The sequence below is a fragment of the Streptosporangium sp. NPDC051023 genome, assembly GCF_040689595.1.
Taxonomy (GTDB): Bacteria; Actinomycetota; Actinomycetes; order Streptosporangiales; family Streptosporangiaceae; genus Streptosporangium.
In genome coordinates this window covers 103,012-120,516 of record NZ_JBFBCE010000014.1, presented here as the reverse complement: position 1 = coordinate 120,516, position 17,505 = coordinate 103,012, and the positions used below count along the sequence as shown (strand labels likewise).

General features: G+C 69.3%; 18 protein-coding genes. 8 read left to right on the top strand and 10 right to left on the bottom strand.

The features are described 5' to 3' along the window. Positions 1–6: 6 nt before the first annotated feature. A complete protein-coding gene (locus tag AB0395_RS12190; protein WP_366279760.1) occupies positions 7–1,131 on the bottom strand; it encodes a sugar ABC transporter substrate-binding protein in 1,125 nt (374 codons plus the stop codon). A 153-nt stretch (positions 1,132–1,284) separates the two neighbouring features. Continuing rightward, a complete protein-coding gene (locus AB0395_RS12185) occupies positions 1,285–2,355 on the bottom strand; it encodes an ABC transporter permease (protein ID WP_366279758.1) in 1,071 nt (356 codons plus the stop codon). Between the two features lie 205 nt (positions 2,356–2,560). Here AB0395_RS12185 and AB0395_RS12180 point away from each other — a divergent pair, with 205 nt between their 5' ends. Both AB0395_RS12180 and AB0395_RS12175 read left to right on the top strand, forming a co-directional pair. Further along, positions 2,561–3,388 (top strand): SDR family oxidoreductase, encoded by an 828-nt coding sequence (locus AB0395_RS12180; protein WP_366279756.1) that lies wholly within the window; start codon positions 2,561–2,563, stop codon positions 3,386–3,388. Beyond that, the gene (locus tag AB0395_RS12175; RefSeq protein ID WP_366279754.1) at positions 3,385–4,914 is read left to right on the top strand and encodes a GMC family oxidoreductase N-terminal domain-containing protein; all 1,530 of its coding nucleotides are present in this window, start codon (positions 3,385–3,387) and stop codon (positions 4,912–4,914) included. The genes AB0395_RS12180 and AB0395_RS12175 overlap by 4 nt, the downstream gene beginning before the upstream one ends. Before the next feature lie 185 nt (positions 4,915–5,099). Here AB0395_RS12175 and AB0395_RS12170 read toward each other — a convergent pair whose 3' ends face one another. Next, positions 5,100–5,339: a hypothetical protein gene (locus tag AB0395_RS12170; protein ID WP_366279752.1), complete on the bottom strand. Its 240-nt coding sequence runs from the start codon at positions 5,337–5,339 to the stop codon at positions 5,100–5,102. A 98-nt stretch (positions 5,340–5,437) separates the two neighbouring features. Further along, positions 5,438–6,595, bottom strand: a complete 1,158-nt coding sequence (locus AB0395_RS12165) for an esterase-like activity of phytase family protein (RefSeq protein ID WP_366279749.1) — start codon at positions 6,593–6,595, stop codon at positions 5,438–5,440. A 503-nt stretch (positions 6,596–7,098) separates the two neighbouring features. Here AB0395_RS12165 and AB0395_RS12160 point away from each other — a divergent pair. Further along, positions 7,099–8,016: an ATP-binding domain-containing protein gene (locus tag AB0395_RS12160; RefSeq protein WP_366279747.1), complete on the top strand. Its 918-nt coding sequence runs from the start codon at positions 7,099–7,101 to the stop codon at positions 8,014–8,016. A 15-nt stretch (positions 8,017–8,031) separates the two neighbouring features. On the opposite strand, the gene AB0395_RS12155 is transcribed toward AB0395_RS12160, so the two are convergent. Next, positions 8,032–9,543, bottom strand: a complete 1,512-nt coding sequence (locus tag AB0395_RS12155) for an MFS transporter (RefSeq protein ID WP_366279744.1) — start codon at positions 9,541–9,543, stop codon at positions 8,032–8,034. Between the two features lie 226 nt (positions 9,544–9,769). On the opposite strand from AB0395_RS12155, the gene AB0395_RS12150 reads away from it, so the two are divergent. From AB0395_RS12150 to AB0395_RS12140, 3 genes are all read left to right on the top strand, one after another. Next, complete coding sequence (locus AB0395_RS12150) at positions 9,770–10,657, top strand: LLM class F420-dependent oxidoreductase (RefSeq protein WP_366279743.1); 888 nt, start codon at positions 9,770–9,772, stop codon at positions 10,655–10,657. Next, positions 10,654–11,136 (top strand): nuclear transport factor 2 family protein, encoded by a 483-nt coding sequence (locus AB0395_RS12145; RefSeq protein ID WP_366279741.1) that lies wholly within the window; start codon positions 10,654–10,656, stop codon positions 11,134–11,136. Before AB0395_RS12150 ends, AB0395_RS12145 begins: the two co-directional genes overlap by 4 nt. Before the next feature lie 147 nt (positions 11,137–11,283). After that, positions 11,284–12,114 (top strand): SDR family oxidoreductase, encoded by an 831-nt coding sequence (locus AB0395_RS12140; RefSeq protein ID WP_366279738.1) that lies wholly within the window; start codon positions 11,284–11,286, stop codon positions 12,112–12,114. A 92-nt stretch (positions 12,115–12,206) separates the two neighbouring features. Here AB0395_RS12140 and AB0395_RS12135 read toward each other — a convergent pair whose 3' ends face one another. From AB0395_RS12135 to AB0395_RS12125, 3 genes are all read right to left on the bottom strand, one after another. After that, positions 12,207–13,823 (bottom strand): DHA2 family efflux MFS transporter permease subunit, encoded by a 1,617-nt coding sequence (locus AB0395_RS12135; protein WP_366279735.1) that lies wholly within the window; start codon positions 13,821–13,823, stop codon positions 12,207–12,209. Positions 13,824–13,948: 125 nt separating this feature from the next. Further along, complete coding sequence (locus tag AB0395_RS12130; protein ID WP_366279732.1) at positions 13,949–14,293, bottom strand: VOC family protein; 345 nt, start codon at positions 14,291–14,293, stop codon at positions 13,949–13,951. Positions 14,294–14,295: 2 nt separating this feature from the next. Next, positions 14,296–14,475 (bottom strand): CopG family transcriptional regulator, encoded by a 180-nt coding sequence (locus tag AB0395_RS12125; RefSeq protein ID WP_366279731.1) that lies wholly within the window; start codon positions 14,473–14,475, stop codon positions 14,296–14,298. Between the two features lie 109 nt (positions 14,476–14,584). Here AB0395_RS12125 and AB0395_RS12120 point away from each other — a divergent pair, with 109 nt between their 5' ends. Further along, complete coding sequence (locus AB0395_RS12120) at positions 14,585–14,737, top strand: hypothetical protein (RefSeq protein WP_366279729.1); 153 nt, start codon at positions 14,585–14,587, stop codon at positions 14,735–14,737. A gap of 42 nt (positions 14,738–14,779) precedes the next feature. On the opposite strand, the gene AB0395_RS12115 is transcribed toward AB0395_RS12120, so the two are convergent. Together AB0395_RS12115 and AB0395_RS12110 are read right to left on the bottom strand one after the other, a co-directional pair. Then, positions 14,780–15,169 (bottom strand): hypothetical protein, encoded by a 390-nt coding sequence (locus AB0395_RS12115; RefSeq protein ID WP_366279726.1) that lies wholly within the window; start codon positions 15,167–15,169, stop codon positions 14,780–14,782. A gap of 254 nt (positions 15,170–15,423) precedes the next feature. Next, a complete protein-coding gene (locus AB0395_RS12110; RefSeq protein WP_366279723.1) occupies positions 15,424–16,338 on the bottom strand; it encodes an SDR family oxidoreductase in 915 nt (304 codons plus the stop codon). Between the two features lie 209 nt (positions 16,339–16,547). Between AB0395_RS12110 and AB0395_RS12105 the strand changes: the two genes are divergently transcribed. Further along, positions 16,548–17,393, top strand: a complete 846-nt coding sequence (locus tag AB0395_RS12105; RefSeq protein WP_366279719.1) for an SDR family oxidoreductase — start codon at positions 16,548–16,550, stop codon at positions 17,391–17,393. Positions 17,394–17,505 lie beyond the last annotated feature (112 nt).

Below are 17,505 nucleotides of genomic sequence, written 5' to 3'. Positions count from 1 at the left end.
CGGTCCTCAGTTGGCCTCGGTGATGGGCTTGAGGTAGGAGTTCGGGTCGGCGAACTGCTTGTCGACGATCGCCTTGAAGTAGGCCGCCCGGCTCGCCGGGTCCACCTGCCGCTTGATGATCTCGTCGACGTTGTCCTTGTTCACGATGAGCGTGCCCGGGTTCCACCAGCCGGTCGGCATCGGCTTGCCGGTGCGCTTGGACTCGATGAGCAGGCGCATCGCGACGTAGCCCTTGAGCCAGTGCTCGGGCGAGGAGAGCGCGAAGAGCTGACCGTTCTTGACGGCCTGCAGCGCCTCCGGCGGGATGTCCGCCGAGCCCGCGAGGAACTTACGGCCCGTCTGCTGCTGGATGAGGGGCAGGGAGACGCCGTCCTGACCGCCGACGCCCAGGAAGGCGATCGCCTTGGGGTGAGCCTTCACGATGCCCTGCCAGGCGTTGAAGTTGTCGGTCGGCTCGGACTTGGCGTCGAACGGGCCGCTGATCGTCAGCCCGGGGCGCTCCTTCTTGATGACCGCGATGAGCGCGTCGGCCCGCTGCACCAGAAGCTGGAGGCCGGGAATGTCATTGCCGATGACGACCTCGCCCTTCGCGTCCGCGGGCACGTGCTTGATGAACTCCATGCCCAGCGCGGTGCCCAGCTCGGCGTTGCTGTTGCCGACGTAGAGCCCGACCTTGGTTCCGGGAGGCGCCGCCGTGTCGACGGCGGCCAGCGGGATGTTCTGGTCGGAGGCCTGGTTCAGCGGCCGGACGAACAGGTCAGGGGTGAGCGTCTCCAGCGCGATCCCGTCGGGCGAGTTCCTGATCGCGGACTGGAAGAGCTGCACCTGGGCGGGACCGTTGACGCCGACGGGCGCGGCCTGGTTGAGCGTGACGTTCCCCGCCTGGTCGGCGGCGGCCTTCGCACCGAACGCCATCTCCTGGAACGGGTTCTGGGTGGACGTCGCGTAGATGAAACCCATCTTGAGAGGCTTGCCTGCGTCCGCTCCCCCGCCCGCGCCCGCCGTTGCCTTCGAGTCTGACGAGCCGGAGGAACAGGCCGTGAGCGCGATGGCCGACGCGGTGAGAATCGACAGGGCGGTGAACGTACGGCGACGGCGCGGCAGGCCCCGGCGCCTCGGTCCAGCGGTCATGGATGGCTCCTCGAATTTGCAGTTTTTTCGGGGGATAGTCGGTATTTCTCCGGATGGCCGGGATTTCCGGATTACCGGTTTTGTTGGGGATAGATGGATGGATCGGGTGACGGAGGACAGGACACGGTCCGTCCTTCGGGAGCCCGGCTTTCCCTACAGACCCAGCGCCTCGTCCTTGCGCCTGCGGCGCCTGCGCAGCAGGCTGTCCAGCGAGACGGCCAGCAGGATCACGGCTCCGGTCGCGAAGGAGCTCCAGTTGACGGGGATGTTGAAGTACTGGAGCCCGCTGTTGACGACGGCCAGCAGGATCGCGCCGAAGACGGCGCCGACCACGGTCGCGGTGCCGCCGCGCAACGGGGTGCCGCCGATCACGGCGGCGGCGATCGCCTGCAGCTCGAAACCGGTGCCGATGTTGGGGTCGCCCGAGGTGAAGAAGGCGAGCCCGAGGGCGGCGGCGACGCCCGCGAGCAGGCCGACCAGCACCAGGACCTGCATCCTGACCCGGTTGGCCGAGATGCCGGAGAACGTCGCGGCGTCGGGGTTCGAGCCGATCGCCCGCACCCGGTAGCCGAACGAGGTGAACCGCAGGATGACCGTGAGCAGGACGATGACGGCGACCAGGATCCACACGCTCGTGTAGACGCCGAGGATCTTGCCGCCGAGGATCGTGAAGAAGGAGTTCTCCACCGGCATGCCGGTCACCTGCTGGCCCTCGCTGAGGGCCAGCGACAGGCCGCGGTAGACCGACAGCGTGGCCAGCGTCGCCACGATGGTCGGAATGCCGATGAACTGCACGACGAGCGCGTTCACCAGCCCGAGCACGCCGCCGAGCAGAACGCCGAGCAGGCCCGCCAGCCAGGGGGAGAACCCCTGGTTGATCAGCAGACCCATACTGATGAGGGAGAGCCCGAACATCGAGCCGACGGACAGGTCGATCTCCCTCATGGAGATCAGGAAGGCCATGCCTCCGGCGAGCAGGCCGACGTAGACCGACGCCTGCAACGTGTCGAGCAGCTGCGCGGCCGACAGGAAGTCCGGGTGCAGGATGCCGATGACGACGACCAGGGCGATCGTCGCGACCAGCACGCTCATGGACTCCATCGCGGGAACGCGCCGCGCCAGGCCGCTCACCCGCCCGCCCGGCGACCGCCCAGGACGCTCCTCCGGAACATCCGGGGCGTCCAGCGCGGCCGTCCCTTCCGTTCCGACATCGTCGACACTCACGGCGTCCCTCCGTCTCCTCGTAGCGGATCTCTCCTCGTACCGGACTTGCGCCAAGGTTGGCGGACGTGACGGTGAACACACTTGACCCTGAGTGACCACTCCTTGTCTTTCGCTCACCCCGTCGCCCTCCGGTGAGGGCCGCGGGGCTGACCCGTGGTTAGCGTGACTGTCATCGCACCCGCGTGACTGCGAAAAGGACTTAGAGGTGAGCACACTCGTGAACCCGTTGGAAGACAGGATCGCCCTGGTCACCGGAGGCGGCTCCGGCATCGGCGAGGCGATCTGCAGGCGCCTGGACGCGGACGGGGCCACCGTCGTCGTGCTCGACCGGATCGCCGCGGCGGCGGAACTGACCGCGGGCACGCTCCGCAAGGCGGAGGCCCGGGTCGCCGACGTGTCCGACTCCGCCGCGGTCGACGAGGTGATCGCCGAGGTGGCGAGCACGTACGGGCGGCTGGACATCCTCGTCAACAACGCCGGGGTGCGTGGCGGCCAGGAGGCGGAGGACGCGTTCGGCAGGCTCGACACGCGCCTCGCGGAGCTGAGGACAGACGGCACCGCGACCACCACGGTCGACGCGACCGTGAACATCTCCGACGAGGCCTGGCGGGACATGCTCGCCGTCCATCTCGACGGCACGTTCTACTGCACCAGGGCGGCGCTGCGGGTCATGACGGAGCAGCGCTCCGGGGTGATCGTCAACGTCTCCTCGATCTGCGGGCTCACCGGCTGCGAGCATCTGCCGCACTACTCGGCGGCCAAGGGCGGGATCCAGGCGCTGACCAGGGCCGTCGCCCGCGATGTCGCGCCGTACGGCATCCGCGTCAACTGCGTCGCGCCCGGCTACATCGAGACTCCGCTCGGCTCGGTCATCGGGGGGCGGATGCGCGCCGACCTCGAGGAGCGCATCGCCATGGGGCGCTTCGGGCTGCCCCGCGAGATCGCCGACACGGTCGCGTTCCTCGCGGGCGACGCGGGAAGTTACTTCACCGGGCAGACGCTCAGCCCCAACGGCGGCCTGGTGATCGCGTGAACGAGTCGCACCACCGGTTTCAGGCCGATGTGATCGTGGTCGGTGCCGGTTCCGCGGGATCCGTGGTCGCGCGCAGGCTGGCCGACGCGGGCGCGAGCGTGTTGCTCGTCGAGGCGGGACCCGGCGGTCAGCGCTTCCCCGCGGTCGACGATCCGACGCGGATGCACGAGCTGTGGGACTCCCCCCTCGACTGGGGCCACCGTACGGTTCCGCAGCAGCACGCCCACGGCCGCCGCCTGCACCTGCCGCGTGGCAGGGCCGTCGGCGGGTCGCACAACCTGAACGCCATGATCTGGGTCCGAGGCAACCCGGCCGACTACGACGACTGGGCCGCGCGGGGCAACCCCGGCTGGGCGTGGAAGGACGTGCGGCCGGTCTTCTCCAGGATCGAGGCCGTCGACTCGGACCCGGGAGAGCCGCGCGGGCCGCTGCACATCCTGACGGGGTATGAGCCCTCACCGGCTCACCGGTCGATCGTCGAGGCGGCGCAACAGGCCGGGCTGCCGTTCAACCCTGACTACAACGGGGCGTCGCAGGACGGCGTCTCCTTCATGCAGTTCACCATCCACGAACACCGCCGCAGGACGACCGCGGACGCCTACCTGGGACCGGTGCTCGGCCGCGACGGGTTCACCCTCGTGTCCGACGCGGTCGTCCACCGGCTGCTGTTCGAGGGCGACCGGTGCGTCGGCGTCGAGTGGGAGCGGGACGGCGTGCTGGAGCGCGGCCTGGCCGGGCACGAGGTCGTGCTGAGCGCCGGTGCCATCGGCTCGCCGGAGATCCTCCTGCGCTCGGGGGTCGGCGACGCCGGGGACCTGCGCTCGCACGGCATCGCCGTGCAGGCCGATCTGCCGGGAGTCGGGCGCAACCTGCAGGACCACTGGCTGGTTCCGGTGATCGCCGCGACCGGCCGTCAGATCCCGGCCTCGCACGGGCTTCCGCGCACCCAGAGCCAGCTGTTCTGGCGCAGCAGGCCCGATCTGCCGGTTCCGGACCTGCAGCCGCTGCACTTCGACGCGCCGCTGTACGAGCGCTGGATGGAGGGGCCGCCCGACGGCGTCTCGCTCATGGCGGGCCTGGTGCGCCCGGCCAGCCACGGTGTCATCCGCCTGTCCGGCGCCTCCCCCACCGACCCCGTGCTCATCGATCCCCGGGTGCTCTCGGAGAAGGCCGATCTGGAGGCGCTGGCCGCCGCCGTACGGCTGTGCCAGGAGATCGCGGCGGCTCCCGCGCTGCGCGAGGACTGGGGCGCGTACGAGCTCTACCCGGGCACGCTCGCCGAGACCACCGAGGGGCTGCACGCCTACATCCGCGAGACCGTCATCACCTACCACCACCAGTCGGGCACCTGCAGGATGGGGGTGGACGAGCAGGCGGTCGTCGACCCCGAGCTGCGGGTGCACGGCGTCGCGGGCCTGCGCGTCGCGGACGCCTCGATCATGCCGTCGGTGACGACGGGCAACACGAACGCCCCGGCCATCATGATCGCCGAAAAGGCCGCCGAGTTCATGACCAAGCCCGCCTGAGATCACGGCGGCACGGCGGCGGGACAGCGGGCCCGCCGCGCCCAGGCATCCGGCGGGAGGCCGGATGGAGCGGGTCCCGGCGGCTTCGCCCGCCGCCGGGACCGCTCGCCCATCCTCACCGTCCGGCGTCCCTCGGGAGTCGCCGGGCCCGGAGATCAGCGGCTCTCGCGAGTCACCCTCACGGGTCACTTGTCCTCGCCGGTCTCCCTGACCTCGGCGTGGCCGAGGTCGAGGTCGTAGGTCACCGGGAACAGCCGCCGCAGGCCGGTGTCGACTCCCCCGCCGATCGGCGCCTCGAAAACGATCTTTCCGCCCTTGGTGATGTCCCTGACCTGCTCGACGACGTATTCGTGAGCCTGGTCGGCGTGGTCGCCAGGACGCCGGACCGCCTCGGGAACCCAGTCGTCTTCATGGCCCTTCGACATCGCGACCTCCACGCCTCGGCGCCGGGCACAACTCCTGATTTCCAGGCTAACCGGCGTTTTCCCGTTTCGGGCGGGCCTTCCGGGGCGCCGTCTCGCGGTCAGCAGCCCCTGGCGGCGAAGGCCAGGAACTGGGTGACCTCACGGTCGTCAAAGTTGTCGTCGGAACCGACCACCAGGGTGCACTCGCCCGTGACCAGGCGCGGCCCCCAGGCGAGGCTTTCCAGGTTCTGCACCGTCGCCCCGGACGAGCTGAAATCGTGGACCAGTCGCTTGCTGACGGGGCGGTACGGCTCACCCGTCGTCAGGCTGTTCCTGTCCAGCACGTTCGTCGCGCCGCGCAGATCGATCTCGTACAGCTTGACCCGGTAGTTGACGCCCTCGATCCAGGAGCGCTCGAGGGCCAGGTAGCGGTGATCGTCGAGGGCCAGGATCTCCGAGACGCCGCTGTCGGTCTGGCCGGTCGGCGGGACCGGTGCCGCAGGCAGCGGGTCGATCGGATAGGCGTACTGCGCGCGTGTCCTGCCGTCGCGGCCCCACACGGTGATCCGGGCGGGCGCGCCGTGCTCGACGGTCGGGGGTTCGCCGTCCTCGTATCGGGGCCCCTCGACGACGGCCGCGATGGTGCGGGGGGTGAAGGTCAGGCCTTCGAACCCGAAGTTGCGGCGGGGCCCCGCGGTGGTGTCCGTCAGCTTCAGGTTGTCGGGAAGCGGCAGCTCGCCGCGGTGGTGGCCACCGCGGTCGACCCAGCGGAGGAATAGGTCGGAGACCGGAATGGTGGGGTGAGTCTCGTCCGGTCTGTCACCCTCGTGACCCCACAGGAGCTTGCGGCTCCAGGGGTCGAAGCGAATCGTTTCCGGGTCGGCGGACTCGGGCTGGCCGTAGGCGGGATAGGGGGTTCCGTCGGGGCGCAGGAGCGTGGTGACCCCGGTGAGGCTCACCCCGCCGAACCGCCCGGTGAGCCGGTTGATGTCCAGTTTCCCGGTGTAGAAGCGGGCGGGGTTGTAGCGCCACCGGTCATCGGAGATGAAGTACCAGGTGCCGGTGAGCGGGTCGCGGTCGATGCCGGACAATCCACCGACGGTGGTTCCCTCGAACTGCATCTTGTGCGGCAGCTGCTGCTCGCCGAGGAAGCGGGTGATCCGGAGATCCCCCGATGACGCCGCAGCGGCCGTCGACGGCCGCGCCTCGACGGCCCCGAACCCGACCGCCGTCGCGAACGCGACGACGACTCCCATCATTCTTCGCCAATTGGCCATGCATTTCTCCGCATCCCGAAAAGGCTCCGCAAAGGACTGGCGGAGACATGAGATCGCAGATTCAGAGAAATGTCCACGGAGATCAGCACCCGGATGTCCAGGTGTCCGATTATTGCCACGACAAAGGCAGTAAACCGCACATGCAAGCATGTCAGCGTCGAGACAGATAACGGCCGGCAACAAAGTGATTGAATTACCAATAAATTCCGAATCCGGCCCCCGAAAGCCCCAGAGGAGCTTAAGTTCCGCATTCCACAAAGGAATTCACGTGGACAGAAATGGCGCTTCCCAGCATTCCTCAAACGCCCGCACAAAAGCGCGGCACGACGGGCAAACAGGAACGGTTCGCGCACGGAGGGAACACTCTGGCACGCACGGGCTCCATGAGAGCCCACAGACGCCTCGCCAGGCGGAGGCGGGAGAGTGCACTGTATTGATAGTGCACAAAAAGTCAACAAAACTGCTCACTTTATTATCTCACGACAGGTGAAAAATTGTCAAGCATGGAGATTTCATCGGAGCAGGAGTACGTCTCGATGCTCTACGAACGGCTCGACGATCTCAGGACCCGGGCCTCCGCACGGCTGGCGCGGGTGCTGCGGGACCTGGGACGCGATTCCCGCCTGACGCACAACCAGGCCAGGCCTCTCGTCGTCCCGGTGATCGTCGAAGCCCTCGCCCTGCTGTATGCGGACCGGATCGGCGCCGATCCGTTCGGCGGCCCCAACCTGCTCAACGAGACAGTGGACGAGGCGCAGGAGCGGTCGGAGATGGCGTGGCGGCTGCTCGTACGGCGCTGCCCGACCAGATGGATGACGCTCGTCGGCGACGTCGCCCAGACCGGGGACCCGGCGGGCACGACCTCCTGGCAGCGGGTCCTCGGCCCCCATCTGGGAGATCGGTGGCGTCTTGAGCCGCTGACCCTCAACTACCGCGTCCCCGCCGAGATCATGGCCGTCGCCTCCGACGTGCTGGCCGCGATCGACCCGTCGACCGCCCCGCCGCGATCGGTGCGCGAGACCGGCCTTCTTCCCTGGCACGTGGAGGTGCCGCGTGGCGAGCTGCCGGAGCGTCTCGGGGAGTTCGCCACGCGGCAGGCCGCCGGGCTGGGCGAGCGGCGGCTGGCCGTGATTGTGCCCGAGACGCGGCTTGAGGAGCTGGGCGGGGCGGTCACCGCCGTGACGGCTCCCGCCCCGCCCGGGGAGCGGGACCGCCAGGTGACGGTTCTCACCACGAGACAGGCCAAGGGGCTGGAGTTCGACTCCGTGCTGATCGCCGAGCCCGCGCAGATCATTGCCGAGTCCCCGCGCGGGCTGAACGACCTCTACGTCGCGCTGACCCGCGCGACCCAGTGTCTTGGGGTCGTGCACACCGGCGAACTGCCCGCGGTGCTCTCCGGGCTGGTCCCGCTGGGCGGATGAACCCGCAGGGTCCCGTCAGCCGCCCGCCTTGCCGTACGCCTCCGCCAGGGGCTCGGTGGACAGATCGGCCTGAGGGGGCGTCTCGATCGGGCGCAGCAGCGCCCAGGCGACGATCGCGGCGGCCACCGAGCCGACGGCGCCGACGATCATCCCCGACGCCATGGCGTCGACGAAGGCCACCTTCGCGGTCCTGGCGAGCGCCGGGTCACCGAGGGCGAGCGCGGCGGCGATCGACTCCCTGGCCGGAGCGGGCACGCTCTCCGGCATGCCTGCGGAGTAGGCCGCAGAAAGCACGCTGCCGAGCAGGGCGACGCTCAGCGCGCCTCCGGTCTGCTGGACGGTGTCGTTGAGCGCCGAGCCGATGCCCGCCCGGTCCGGCGGCACCGCGCTCATCAGCGACGCGTACGCCGCGGGCGCCACCAGGCCCCCGCCGACCCCCATCACCATCAGGCCGGAGATGAACAGGCCGTAACCGGAGTCGGGCGTCATCCGGGTGAGCACCAGGAAACCGGCTCCGAACACCAGCATGCCGATCGTCACCATGGCGCGGTTGGACAGCTTCTTACCCAGGGTCGCGCCGAGGCCGTTGAAGACGATGGCCGCCACCATGTAGGGGATGAGCGCCAGGCTGGCCTGCAGGACCCCGTAGCCCAGGACGAACTGGAGGTACTGCGTCAGCATCAGCAGCAGACCGCCCGCGGAGAAGGACATCAGCACGATCGAGAAGCTGGCGCCGCTGAAGTTGCGCTGGCGCCAGAGCCAGAGCGGCAGCATGGCGTGCGGAGTGCGCCGCTCCCAGAGGACGAAGGCGGTCAGCATGACGACCGCGATCAGCGCGGTGGCGAGCACGGCGGGCGAGGTCCAGCCCCTCTCGGGGAGGGAGATGATCGCCCAGACCAGGGCGACCATGCCACCGGTCGACAGGACCGCCCCGACGAGGTCGATGGGGCGGGGGAGGCCACGGGACTCCGGCATGAGGAGCAGCGACGCGGCGATCGCGAGCGCGCTGATCGGGACGTTGATCAGAAAGACCGAGCCCCACCAGTAGTGGTCGAGGAGGAAACCGCCGAGCGAGGGCCCGGCGATCCCGCCGACCATGAGCACCGAGCTCCAGGCGGCTATCGCCTTGCGCTGCTCTGACTGGTCGAACACGTTCATGATGATGGACAGGGTGCTGGGCATGAGGAAGGCCCCGCCGAAGCCCATGAGCGCACGACAGGCGATCAGCTGGGCCGGCGTCTGGGCGAACGTCGCGATCAGGGAGGCGCCGCCGAACAGCGCCAGGCCGATGACCAGGAAGCGGCGTCTGCCGTAGCGGTCGGACAGGGCGCCGACCGTGAGCAGCACCCCGGCGAAGGCAAGCATGTAGGCGTTGATGATCCACTGGATGTCCGCCGGGGTCGCTCCCAGCTCCTTCATGAGGGAGGGGATGGCGAGATTGAGGACCCCGTTGTCGACGACGAGCACGAGCAGGCTCAAGCAGAGGACACCGAGGATCAACCACCGTTTCGGATGGGGGGACGACATGGCCACTCCATGACTCGTACAGTGTTCGAGACCTTTCTCGCACACTGTACTACAAGCCTCGTACGATGTGCGAGAGATTAACCGTGGCGGAGGACGGGCGGCCGTCCCGGTCATCGGGAACGCGTGCGCCCGCCGTATCCGGCACCCGTAACGTGCGGAGCGCAACAGGCGGAACGCTCGCGGACGGCGCGGGCCACGGATCAGAACCGGCAGGTGACCTCACGCGATGAAGTACGCGGTTATAGCGCCGGTCGCCGCGAACACGACCGCGGCCCCGGAGTGGATCAGCGGTTACGCGCGGCACGCGGAGGCGTGCGGATTCGAGTCCATCGTGGTCGTCGAGCACACGGTGGTCATGAGCGGATACTCCAGCGTCTACCCCTACGACAGGTCGGGGAAGATGGAGCTCAAGGACGACTGCGACATCCCCGACCCGCTGGACCTGCTGGCCTTCCTCGCCGGAAGGACGACGCGCATCGGGCTGGCCACCGGCGTCCTGGTACTGCCCAACCACCACCCCGTGGTGCTGGCCAAGCGGATCGCCACCATCGACGCGCTGTCCGGCGGGCGCCTGCGGCTTTGCGTCGGCATGGGCTGGATGAAGGAGGAGATCGAGGCCTGCGGCGCGGACTTCGAGACCCGGGGCAGGCGCGCCGACGAGCAGATCCAGGTGATGCGCAAGCTGTGGGCGGGGACCTCGCCGGAGGGGGTCGGCCATCACGGGGAGTTCTTCGAGTTCGACGGGGCGATGAGCTACCCCAAGCCCGCACGGAGCGGTGGCGTGCCGATCCACATCGGCGGGCACAGCGTCGCGGCGGCCCGCAGGGCGGGACGGCACGGCGACGGCCTGCAGCCGCTCGGCCTCGCGGGCGAGGAACTGCGGCGCCTGGTCGGGGTGATGCGGACGGAGGCGGAGCGGAACGGCCGCGACCCCGAGGCCCTTGAGCTCAGCCTCGGCCACCTCGTCTCCCGGATCACGCCGGAGAAGGCGGAGTCACTGGCCGGTCTCGGAGCCGATCGGATCGTGCTCGCGGCGACGCCGACGCCCGACCTCCGGGCGGCCGTCGACGAGTTGTCCGCCTGCGCGGAACGTCTCGGCCTGAAGGTGCCGTGACCCCCGCCGTCGCGCCTCTCGGCTCCGACGACCGCGCCGCGCTCGCCGACCTGGTCGCGCGCTACGCCCTCTTCGCCGACTGCCGGGACGTCGCCGCCCTGACCGGCCTGTTCACCGCGGACGGTGTCCTTGTCCTGCCCGACCCACCGAAGGCGCTCGGCCCGGTGCTGACCCGCACGGGACACCACGAGATCGCCAGGGCGATGTCCTCGCTCGACGCCGTCCCGGTGACCCTCCACGCGCTCGCGGGCCAGGTCTTCGATCCGGGCCCGGAGCCGGGGATCGCCACGGGAAAGGTCGCCTGCGCCGCGCACCACCTGACCGCGCGCGCGGGCGAACCCTCCGATCTCGTGTGGCACCTGCGCTACACCGACCGCTACCGCCGCGAGGGCGGAGTCTGGCGGATCGCGGAGCGGTCCATCCAGATCGACTGGATCGAGACCAGGCCGGTCCGCCACTGGCGGGGGCAGGGTGCGTAGGCGTCGCCCGCCGGGATGGGCTCGTGGGCACCGCCCGCGGGAACGGGCCGTGAGCGGCACCCGCCGGGACGAGTGTGCGGGCGCCACCTCGAGAACGGGTCGTGAACGTCGCCTGCGGACAGAGCGTGCAGGCGCGAGAGGAGAACGATGACCGACACGACACCGGCGCACAGCCGCGTCTGCGTGGTGACCGGCGGGGCACTCGGGATCGGCGGCGCGATCAGCCGCCGCCTCGCCCGCCGCGGCGACCTGGTGGTGCTCAACGACATCGACGGGGAGGCCGCGGCGGAGACGGCGCGGGAGATCGAGGCCGCCGGAGGGCGGTGTGTCCTGGTGATCGGCGACGCGAGCGAGGACGACGTCGTCCAGCGGGTCCTGGAAACCGCGCTCGGCGCGGGCGGGGGGCGCGTCGACGTGCTGGTGAACAACGTCGGCGACTTCCGCCCCGCGTCACGGACATTCCTACGCAGCAGGCCCGAGCAGTGGCAGCGCCTCTATGAGCTGAACCTGCTGCACGTGTTCAAGATGACCCACGCGATCCTTCCCGTCATGGTCGAGCGGAGGACCGGCTGCGTCGTCAACAACTCGACCGTCGAGGCGTTCCGCGGCATCCCCGGCCACGCGGTCTACTCCGCCTACAACGCGGGCGTCTCCGCCTTCACCAAGAGCCTCGCGGTCGAGGTCGGCCAGTACGGCGTGCGGGTCAACGCCATCGCCCCCGACCTGGCCGACACCCCGCAGACACCGGCGGCGGCGATGCTGCGCGGCCGCGACCCCGGCCTGCTCCCCCTGTGGCTCCCGCTGGGCCGCTTCGGGGAGCCCGACGACTATGCCGCCGTCGTGGAGTTCCTCGCCTCGGACGACTCCCGCTTCGTCACCGGCCATACCATACCGGTGGACGGCGGCACCCTGGCCGCGTCCGGATGGTACGGCCGTGCGGACGGCAAGGGCTGGACCAACATGCCGGACAGGCCGTAATTGTGGACTGGATCGAGGTCTTCCACGAGCTCAAGGGCCGCCGTCACCGCTGAACTTCATCGGCCTGGCGTACGTCGGTCGCTGACCGCGCATCAGGCGGAGGTGCCGACTTCGGCCGTGTCGGGCGCGCCGGTACGGTTATCCGCGGGGCGGCGTCGTACCAGAAGGCATGAGAGTGCGCCGACGGCGATCACGGCGATGGGCAGTGCCAGGGTCGGCCACATGGCGTGAACGAAGGCGTGCTCGAACACCGACGCCGCTACCTGCTGAAGGCGGTGAACCAGGTTCTCCGGCGTTCCTGGGGGCGGTGTGAGCGCCGCGCCGGTCTGGCCTGTGCCGACCTCCAGGCCGCCCTTGGCGGCGTTGTCGAAGCCGGCCACGAACGAGTGGCGTACGGTCGCCGGAAGGTCGTCGGCGCGCTTGACCGCTTCGTCCTGGAGTGCGGCGGCCAGGCGGTTCTGCAGCACCGCGCCGACCGCGGCGCTACCGATGACGGTGCCGATCTGCCGGATCGTGTTGAGCACGCCGGAGGCGGCCCCGGCCATCTTGGGCTCCACGTTCTCCATGGCGAGCGCGACCATCGGGCCGAACACACAGCCGATGCCCAGCCCGGCCACGATCAGGGCGGGCTGGAACTGCCACCATGCCCGGCCGACCTCGATGACCCCGGCGAGCCAGGTCAGCCCGACGGCGAACAGGGTGAGGCCGGTCATCAGGACGTACTTGCCGCTGATCCGATCCGCCATCCGGCCCGCGAGCGGCGACAGGAGCGCCGACGCCACCATCGCCGGCGCCATCACCAGACCGGCTTCGAGCGCGCTGAAGCCCAGCACCGACTGCAGATAGATCATCACCGGCAGGAACAAGCCGATCATCCCGACCTGGACGGTCGCCGAGACGACACTCATGACCGTGTAGTTGCGATCGCTGAAGAGCGCGAAGGGCAGCAGCGGTTCTCTGTCCTGCCGGGAGCGCTGGTAGATCAGGAACACCACCAGCAGCAGCACGCCCGCGCCCAGCAGTGCCCAGATGCCGATGTTCCAGTCGTGGCTTTGGCCCTCGGTGAGCGCGAAGGTCAGACACAGCAGCGTCGCTGTGGCCAGCACGACTCCCGGCGCGTCCAGCGTGCGGCGTACACCGTGCCGGATGTCGGGCACGAACGCCAGGGCCATGGAGAGCACGATTGCGCCGATCGGGACGTTCACGAAGAAGATCCAGCGCCAGTCGGCCGTGCTGACCAGGTAACCGCCGAGTGTGGGCCCGGCGACCGTAGCCACGCCGGCGACCGCTCCCCAGACGCCGAGCGCCGTGCCCCGACGCTCGGCCGGGAACGTGCCGATGATGATCGTCATGGTCTGTGGCACCATCGCCGCCGCGCCCAGGCCCTGCAGGGTGCGGGCGGCGATGAGCTGGGCCGGGTCCTGCGACAGGCCGCACAGGACGGACGCCGCCGTGAACAGCGCGACACCCCAGACGAACATGGTGCGCGGACCACGCACGTCACCCATGCGGCCGGAGGTGATCAGCAGAGCCGCGAGGACGAGAATGTAGGCATTGATCACCCACAACATCTCGTCGAGCGACGCATGCAGCTTGTCGATCATGCTGGGGATGGCGACGTTGACGACCGTGATGTCCAGCAGGGTCATGAAGAACCCCAGGCTGAGCGTCAGCAGCACCACCCAGGGGTTGCCGCGCCATCTGGTCATTCCAATTCCTCCGGGTGCTCCTCGTATCCGCCGGCGGCCCTCGGCGTGGGGCGTTGACCTCGACCGCCGGCCGAAGACTCGCCACGTCGTGGCGCCGCCGCCGCGACGCCTCAACGAGAGGCGCCTCAGTCCTTGCCGGGGGCCTGCAGGCTCCACAGCCGCCCGTCGGGATCCCGCACGATCATCTCCCGGGTCCCGTAATGGGTGTCCTCGAACGGTTTGACCACCTCGACGACTGGATCGGGGCGGAACCCGTCCGCGTCGGGCACCTTCAGTGCGACCTGTATCCGAGGCTCCCGCTCCGCCGGGACCTCGGAGACGACGAGGTAAGGTCCCTCGCCGCTGCGAAACACACCGGAGCCGTCACCGGCGGAGATCTCCAGCTCGAAGCCCAGTTCCTGGAAGAACTTCGCGGCCTTGCCCCAGTTGCGGGTCTCCAGGAAGACCGCCTCAATGCCTTCGCCTGCCATGTTCATGTCTCCTTTTCCGAAGATTGCCGTCGCTGCTCGTGAGCGTCGCCGAGGTAGGCGCGCAACGCTTCGGTGACTAATGCCGACAGCGACATGCCCTCCTCGATCGCGTGATGCTTGACCTGCCTGATCAGGCTCACCGGCAGGTACACGTTGAACTGCTTGACCGCCTCGTCACCCATGCAGCAATGCTAGCATACTAGTAATTTAGCTAGCTAGGATGATGATCGGACGGCCGCTCACACCACGCGACACCATTGCTGGCAACCTGAACCTGTTGGGAGGTCAGCTATGTCCGTTTTCGCGGCCAACCAGCACGATCCAGTGCTCGTCCGGGCCGACGAGGCCGAATACCTACCCGAGATCGGCCACTATCTCCTGGCCGATGTGGCGTTCATCGATCTGGGCAAGGGGCGGACCCGGTCGACAATCGACGGTCAATGACGGCAGAGGATCTTGTCCACATCCGGCCGTTGGCCGGACAAGTCAGGTGAGTATCAACCCAATGGCCATGAGCATGAACACCGCGACCATGAATACACCAAGGCGAGCTCGAGCCGTCGTTGACGCAGATCGGAAATCCGCCGCCAGCACCCAGCCCGCCGCCCCAGCGGCGAGAACAAGCAAGTAGCCTATGCTCAAAAGCGCCAAAATTGCCACGAAGAGTAGGCCTGCGATCGCACTCCCCGACAGAAGCAGGCGCACCTCAGAGGTTGTCGTCCACGCGGTAATGCCCAGAAGAAGGGCCGCCGCCGCAAGACATCCGGCGATAAGCACGACACGGGAAGCGTTGAAATCGGCACCCTGAGCTCGAAGGATGAGAACATAGCCGACATCGACCGGCACCACGAACGCCGCCACCAATAGCAGGAACACGGGCTTCCGTGACTCCTCACGGGTCCTTCGATCCAGCCCGCCCTTTTTTGGCGCTTCCGAATAGGACATTTGATCCCCAAAGTCGAGCTAGAAAATAACGTCGGCGAATACACACCTCACTCACAGGTGACACGTCAGCATTAGCACATTTCTAGATGAAACACGAGATGTGGCCGTTGGCCCCGGCCTCTTCCCTTTCTGCGCAGGGCCTTGGCGTTCCCCGGCCACCATGTCCGCCCCACGGCGACCGGCGATCACCCGGTGAGGGAGGTCTCCTCCCCCGCCGGAGGAAGCAGGCCGGACCTGTCAGGCAGGAGGCCGAGGTCCGCGACCAGCTTGGGCGTCCAGATCACCCTGCCGAGGAACCTGTCCGCGTCAGGTGAGGAGGCGAGCCAGACGATCGCCGCGCCCGGCGCGTCCTCGGCGGCGGGCGCGAAACCCCTGTCCGCGATGGAGCCGACGCCGCCGCGCGCCGCCCCGGCGTCGGTGATCACGAATCCGGGGTCGAGGTTGAACGCGCGGACGCCCCGGCCGAGGTACTCGGCGTTGACCGCGCCCGCCAGCCTGCCGAACGCCGCCTTCGAGGCCGCGTAGGCCACCCCCCACCCGCCCTCGCCCGGCGGCGCGGGCGGGTCGGTCGTGGCCGAACCCGAGCACATGTTGACGATCGTGCCGCCGCCCCTTTCGAGCATGCCCGGGATCACCTCCTGCAGCAGCGCGATCTGGCTGAGGTAGTTCCCCTCGACCGTCAAGGCCGCCACGTCCACGTCGAGGTCGAGGAACCTGTCGTGGTTGCCCGCGACGTGCGCCACCGCGTTGTTCACCAGCAGGTCGACATGCCCCCACTCGCGGTGCACCTCACGGGCCGCGGCTCGCACGCTCTCCCGGTCGAGGAGGTCCATCCGGATGGGAAGCGCCCGCGCTCCGAGCTCCTCGATCCGTGCCCGGGTGGTGCGCAGGCTTCCCGGCACCTCGGCGCCGCCCAGCCGCTCACCGCTGTAGCGCGGCGGGATCAGGCCCTGCCCCTCCTCGACGGTGCGCGCGGTGAACGCGACGTCGTAGCCCGCGCGGGCCAGGGTCAGCGCCGTCTGACGACCGATCCCCCGGCTCGCCCCCGTCACCAGGGCGACCCGCCTGCCCTGCTGACCGCCGCCGGTCGTCGACGCCATCGGGTCACGCACCTTTCCTCGAGGTCGGCCGGATTCCACCGGGCCCGCTCCCCGGCATCATCGCGGGCGCCTCCCACCGCGCCGGGCCGCAGTACCACTCAGCGGGAGGCCGCCTCTCCCGGTGAACGGGATCCGTGGCCGCCGTACGGCACCGGTGGACTACAAGGGGTACGGCGCGACGGGTGGTTCGACAGGTGGGAGACGCACGAATGCGAAACGGAACGGTCACCGGCACCCCCGGGTCCCCTCCCCCGCAGGAAGGGCACAGGCTGGCGGGGCGCACCGCGCTGGTCACCGGTGCGGGGGACGGCATCGGCAGGGCGGTCGCCCGGCGATTCGCCGCCGAGGGCGCCAGGGTCCTGGTCGCCGAGATCGACGCGGAGGCGGGCGCGCTGACCGCCGACCGGCTGGTCTCCGAGTTCGGCGCCGAGGCGCGGTTCGTCCAGACCGACGTCACCGACAGGGAGCAGGTCCGCGCGGCGGTGCGGACCGCGGCCGAACTCTGGGGCGGCGTGGACATCCTGGTCAACAACGCCTGGGGCGGCGGAAACTACGGCCGTGTCGAGAACAAGACGGACGAGCAGCTCGACCGCGGGTTTGCGATGGGCTACTACGGCCCCTTCTGGGCGATGCAGGCCGCCTTCCCCCATATGAGGCGGCAGGGCTGGGGCCGGATCGTCAACATGTGCTCGCTCAACGGTGTGAACGCCCATATGGGCACCCTGGAGTACAACTCCGCCAAGGAGGCCCTGCGCGCCCTCACCCGGACCGCGGCCCGCGAGTGGGCGCCGACCGGCATTGTCGTCAACGCCGTCTGCCCCGGCGCCAAGTCCGCCGCCTTCCGCAGGGTGATGGCCGAACATCCGGAGCTGGAGGCCGCGAGCGACGCGGCCAACCCGATGGGACGGATCGGCGACCCCGAGGCGGACGTCGCGCCGGTCGTCGTGTTCCTGGCGAGCGAGGAGTGCCGCTACATGACGGGCAACACCCTCTTCGTCGATGGCGGAGCGCACATCAACGGCGTCGCCTGGGCCCCCGACCTGGGCGACGGGTGACACCACCGGGTGACCGCGGCAGGCCGGGGGATCAGCGGAACACGACCTGACGTCACGGGCGCGCGGCGGTCACCGGCAGGTCCGGCCAGTTCCAGGAGAACAAGGGGCCCCG